6 protein-coding genes are annotated in these 5,185 nt (G+C 68.7%); 4 read left to right on the top strand and 2 right to left on the bottom strand.

Going from position 1 to position 5,185, the window contains the following annotated elements; translation table 11 throughout:
* Nucleotides 1-59: 59 nt before the first annotated feature.
* Nucleotides 60-1,238 carry an MFS transporter gene (locus tag RTO53_RS19335; RefSeq protein ID WP_312239294.1) on the top strand — a complete coding sequence of 393 codons (1,179 nt, stop codon included), beginning with the start codon at nucleotides 60-62 and terminating at the stop codon, nucleotides 1,236-1,238.
* A gap of 17 nt (nucleotides 1,239-1,255) precedes the next feature.
* On the opposite strand, the gene RTO53_RS19340 is transcribed toward RTO53_RS19335, so the two are convergent.
* Nucleotides 1,256-2,089, bottom strand: a complete 834-nt coding sequence (locus tag RTO53_RS19340; RefSeq protein ID WP_312239292.1) for a class I SAM-dependent methyltransferase — start codon at nucleotides 2,087-2,089, stop codon at nucleotides 1,256-1,258.
* A gap of 77 nt (nucleotides 2,090-2,166) precedes the next feature.
* Here RTO53_RS19340 and RTO53_RS19345 point away from each other — a divergent pair, with 77 nt between their 5' ends.
* Nucleotides 2,167-2,580 (top strand): helix-turn-helix domain-containing protein, encoded by a 414-nt coding sequence (locus RTO53_RS19345; protein ID WP_345784551.1) that lies wholly within the window; start codon nucleotides 2,167-2,169, stop codon nucleotides 2,578-2,580.
* Here RTO53_RS19345 and RTO53_RS19350 read toward each other — a convergent pair.
* On the bottom strand, nucleotides 2,546-3,814 hold the full coding sequence (locus tag RTO53_RS19350) for an Nramp family divalent metal transporter (RefSeq protein WP_312239296.1): 1,269 nt from the start codon (nucleotides 3,812-3,814) through the stop codon (nucleotides 2,546-2,548). The genes RTO53_RS19345 and RTO53_RS19350 overlap by 35 nt on opposite strands.
* Nucleotides 3,815-4,036: 222 nt before the next feature.
* Here RTO53_RS19350 and RTO53_RS19355 point away from each other — a divergent pair, with 222 nt between their 5' ends.
* Both RTO53_RS19355 and RTO53_RS19360 read left to right on the top strand, forming a co-directional pair.
* Nucleotides 4,037-4,810 carry a hypothetical protein gene (locus tag RTO53_RS19355; protein ID WP_312239293.1) on the top strand — a complete coding sequence of 258 codons (774 nt, stop codon included), beginning with the start codon at nucleotides 4,037-4,039 and terminating at the stop codon, nucleotides 4,808-4,810.
* 151 nt (nucleotides 4,811-4,961) lie between these two features.
* A partial coding sequence (locus tag RTO53_RS19360) for an alcohol dehydrogenase catalytic domain-containing protein (RefSeq protein ID WP_345784552.1) occupies nucleotides 4,962-5,185 on the top strand: 224 nt, incomplete at its 3' end.

Here is a 5,185-nt window from a genome sequence, read left to right on the forward strand (position 1 = left end):
CCTTTATAGATATTGACCTGGTTTGAGAAGCTGCAGATATAAAATGCTTTATCGTCGGTCTGCTCGATGCGCTTTTCCGCGCGGCGGCGGCCTTCATGCTCGCCCCGGCGTTGTCGCTGATCGGTCACGCCCACCAGGAACCGGCGCGGCGTACCCGTGCGTGGGCCATCTGGGGCGCGGTCATGGGCCTGACCATGGTGCTGGCGCCGTTGCTCGGCGGCGCCATCGCCACCTGGCTGGGCTGGCGTTGGGCCTTCCACATCAACCTGCCGCTGTGCCTGCTGCTGACGGCCCTGAGCTGGCGCTACATCCCCGAATCGCGCGACCCGGTGTGCCGACGCGTCGATGCTGCCGGGGTGCTGCTGTTCGCCGGCAGCATGCTGGCGTGGACCTGGGCCCTGATCCGTGGTCCGGTGGAGGGCTGGGCAAGCGTTGCGGTGCTGCCGTGGCTGCTGTCGGGGGCGGTGTTGGGCACGGCGTTCATCGTGGTCGAGCGCCGCCGTGCGCAGCCGATGCTGGACCTGGCGTTGTTCCGGATTCCCGCGCTGGTGGGCGCGGTGATCGCGATGTTCGCCTACGCCGCCGCGGTGCAGGTGATGGCGTCGCTGCTGCCGCTGCTGCTGCAGAACGCCCGCGGCGACAGCGTGCTGCAGGCTGGCATGCACATGCTGCCGTTCGCGTTGGCGATGTTGTTGTTGCCGTTCCTCGGCCGGCGGCTTGGCGCGCACTGGTCGTCCGGGCGAATACTCGCGCTGGGGCTCGGCGTGGCGGTGGTGGGCAACCTGGGCATCGCGGTGTCGCTGTGGCAGCACAGCGATGCGGGCCTGCTGCTGGCGATGGCGGTGCTCGGCAGCGGTGGTGGCCTGCTCAACGGCGAGACCCAGAAGGCGATCATGGGCGTGATCCCGCCGGCCCGCGCAGGCATGGCTTCGGGCATCAGCACGACGGCACGGTTCTCCGGCATCCTGATCGGGTTTGCGACGTTGGGGGCGGTGCTCTCCAGCCATGTGCGGCGGGCCGCCGAAACGGCGCTCGCCGATGCCGGGCAGGGCGTCTCGCCAGCGTTGCTGGAGCGGGTGGTGGTTGGCGAGATGTCCACCTCGCCCAGCGGCCTCGGCGCACTGGCACGCGCGGCGTACGCGCACGGCGCCGCCTACGCGTTCTTGGTCGCCGCTGCGATGGCCCTGGTGGCGATGCTGGCAACTGCGCGATTGATGCGAAACCGCCAGCATGGGTAGAGCCGGACCATGCCCGGCTACGGCGCGACCGCCCGCAGCTCCCAGCACGCGGCATCGAATCGCACCCTGTCGCCCACCACGAACGGCGCAAACGCCTCGTCCATCGCCTGCACTACGCGTGCACGCAACGCCGGCTCGATGCCCCCGCTGCGCAGCGCCGAACCCACCGGGCCCAGCAACGTCACATAGGCAGGCAGGTCCGCGGCGTCAACCTCGCAGGCAACCTCCCGCGCAACGACCTCGATGTCCTGCCATCCGGCCTCGGTCAGGATCGCGATCACCCGGTCCCGGTCCGCAAAGGCGAACTGGCCGGGCGCGTTGGCCACGCGCGCGGGCAGCGCCAGCAGCGGCGCGGCCGCGCGTTCGGCAGTGGTCATGAACGGGTTTTCGGCGGCACTGCGCCAGGCGATCGCGTGCAACGCGCCACCGCGGCGGGTCGCCTGACGCAGGTTGCTGAAGGCCATGGCCGGGTCATCGAAGAACATCACCCCGAAGCGCGACACGATCCGGTCGAACGAGGCGGGCGGCAGCGCCAGCCGCTGCGCATCGGCCACGATGAAATCCACCGGCAGCCCTGCGGACGCAGCCCGCGTGATCGCGCGCGTGATCAGCGGGGCGGAAATGTCCACGCCGGTGCAGTGGCCGCCGCTGCCCAGCCGCGTCGCAATCTCCAGACTTACCGCGCCGGTGCCGCAGCCCACATCCAGGACCCGCGCAGGTGGATGGGCAGGTATGGCCTGTGCCAGCAGCAGGGCGAACGGCGCAAACATCTGATCGAGGATTCGTTCCGCCTCCACCCAGGCGTGGCCGGAGGGGCCGTTCCACAGGGCGTGCTGTGCGGTGTCGGGCATGACGGACTCGATCTGGGCTTGCCAGCAGGGGGAAGGAGCCTGCACTCTGCCACTTCAAGTGCACTTGAGGTCAAGCGATGCGCGAACTGGATATCGGCGAGGTGGCGCGCCGCGCCGGACTGGCGGCATCGGCACTGCGTTACTACGAAGAGAAGGGGCTGGTGCAGCCGATCGGCCGGCGAGGACTGCGCCGGGTGTACGCCGACGATGTGCTGGAGCGTCTGGCCCTGATTGCGTTGGGCCGTGCGGCAGGTTTGTCGCTGGATGACATCGCCGCGATGCTGGCCGCTGACGGTGGCACCCGCATCGACCGCGCGCGCCTGGCCGCCAGGGCCGACGAACTCGACCTGGCCATCGTGCAGATGACCGCCATGCGCGATGGCCTGCGCCATGCGGCCGCGTGCCGGGCCAGCAGCCATCTGGAGTGCCCGCGTTTCCGTGCGTTGCTGCGCGGGGTCAGGCCAGCGAATCCACCAGCAGCTTCACGTTGAGCACGATGATCACCGCGCCGATCAGCCACGCCAGCGCGACCAGCCAGCGCGGGGCCACCAGCGGGCCCATCTTGGCCTTGTCCGAGACAAAGCGCACCAGCGGCACCACCGCGAACGGCAGCTGCATCGACAGCAGCACCTGGCTGAGTACCAGCAAGCGCGCGGTGCCCTGTTCGCCGTAGATCGCGGTGACGATCACCACCGGCACGATCGCGATGCCGCGCGTGATCAGGCGCCGTGCCCATGCGGGAATGCGCAGGCGCAGGAACCCTTCCATCACGATCTGACCGGCCAGGGTGGCGGTAACCGTGGAATTGATGCCAGAGGCGAGCAGGGCGACCGCGAACAGCGTGGACGCCAGCCCCACGCCCAGCATCGGCGCCAGCAGCTCGTAGGCCTGTTCGATCTCCTGCACATCGGTGCGTCCCTGCGCATGGAACACGGCAGCGGCCAGGATCAGGATCGAGGCGTTGATGAACAGCGCCAGCATCAACGCGAGGGTGCTGTCGGTCACCGCCCAGCGCAGCGCGCTGCGACGGCCTGCATCGGTGCGTGGGTAGGCGCGGGTCTGCACGATGGACGAATGCAGGTACAGATTGTGCGGCATCACCGTGGCCCCGATGATGCCGATGGCCAGGTACAGGGCGTGCGGATGGGTGACCACTTCCGCGCGCGGAATGAAGCCGCCCAGCACCGCCTGCAGTGGTGGCGCCGCCAGTGCGATCTGGATGGCGAAGCAGGCAAAGATCACCAGCAGCAGCGCGATCACGAACGCCTCCAGCGCCCGGAAGCCACGATTCATCAGCCACAGCACCAGCACCACATCGACGGCGGTGATGATCGCCCCGGCCACCAGCGGAATGCCGAACAGCAGCTTCAGCGCGATGGCGGTGCCGATCACTTCGGCCAGGTCGCAGGCGATGATCGCGATCTCGCACAACAGCCACAGGGTCAGGTTGACCGGCTTGGAATAGTGGTCGCGGCAGGCCTGGGCCAGGTCGCGCCCGGTGGCGATGCCGAGCCGCGCCGAGAGGCCCTGCAAGACGATGGCCATCAGGTTGGAGAGCAGGATCACCGACAGCAGCAGATACCCGAACTGCGCGCCGCCGGCGATGTCGGTGGCCCAGTTGCCCGGGTCCATGTAGCCCACCGAGACCATGTATCCGGGCCCGAGGAAGGCCAGCAGCCGGAACCACCAACGCCCGCCCTGTGGCACCGCGACGCTGGCGTTCATCTCGCCCAGGCTCGGGCGGTGCCCGGTGGAGGAGGGCCAGGCAGGCACGATGGGTGGGCGGCGTTCGATGTCCATGGGCCGCAATATAGCAAAGGCTATGTTAGTAAGTGATTGCAATGCCGGGCCGATGGATAGCGCGATCCGGCCATGCCCACCCGGTCGATGCCACCCCCTTAACCGTTAACCGCGTATCGTCACCGCTCTTTGAGTTGGAGTGGATGCATGCGTTGGATCGTGTTGTTGGCCGCCCTGGCCATGCCGGTGGTGTCGTGGTTCTCGCAATCCGGCGCGTTCGGCCCGACCAACGGTGCGATTTCAGACCGTTATCCGACCCTGCTGGTGGCAGCGGGCTATGCGTTCGCGATCTGGGGCCTGATCTTCCTGTGGGACGTGGCGTTCGGGCTGTGGCAGCTGCGCCGCCGCAAGCCGGACCTGGTCGGCGTACGCGGCTGTGCGGCCACGGGCTTCGTGCTCACCGCCGTGTGGATGCCTGTGTTCTCCAACCAGTGGTTCCTGCCAGCCCTGGCGATCATCTGGGCCGCACTGGTGTGCCTGATCGTCGCGGCGGTCCGCGCGGCGCCGCCGGAGGCCAGTGCCGGGCAGCGTGCGTGGGCGGCCTATCCGCTGGCACTGCATGCGGGTTGGCTGTCGATGGCGGCCTTCCTCAACACCGCGCAGGTGATCGTGGCCTACCAGTGGCTGCCAAGCGCGGACATGTTCAGCTGGAGCGTGGTGCTGCTGGCGGTGGCCACGCTGCTGGCGTGGTCGGTCAACCAGCGCCTGCGCGGTCATTTCGCCTATCCGGCCGCCGTGGTGTGGGCGCTGGTGGGGGTGTATGTGAAGCAGTCGGGCTGGCGTCTGCCCGGCGCCGACACGGTCGCGGTGCTGGCCTTGGCCGTGGCCGCGCTGCTGGTGCTGCAGACCTTGCTGCTGCGCGCACGCGCCTGGCGCCAGCCGCGCGCGGCGGTGGTGGCGGCGCATCGGCATCGGCGCTGAGGCGGGTCCCGCGACGCCTCCATGACGCGCCACCGGGCACGCTCCGGTGATCTTCAACGACGCGACGCCGGGCATCGCCCCGGCAACCTTCTTCAACAACGTCATGCCGGGCATTGCCCGGCAACCTCGATCCGGCAACAGGAGAAAAGACATGCGCGCTGCATTGCATGACACATTCGGTGATCCCACGGTAGTACTGCACGGCGGCGACGCGGCAACCCCGCAGCCGGGCAAGGGCGAGGTGCGCATCCGCACCGTCCTGGCCCCCATCCACAACCACGACCTGTGGACCGTGCGTGGGCAATACGGCTACAAGCCGACGTTGCCGGCCATCGGCGGCAGTGAAGCAACTGGGGTGATCGATGCGCTTGGCGA

It is taken from the genome of Stenotrophomonas sp., assembly GCF_031995405.1.
Taxonomy (GTDB): Bacteria; Pseudomonadota; Gammaproteobacteria; order Xanthomonadales; family Xanthomonadaceae; genus Stenotrophomonas.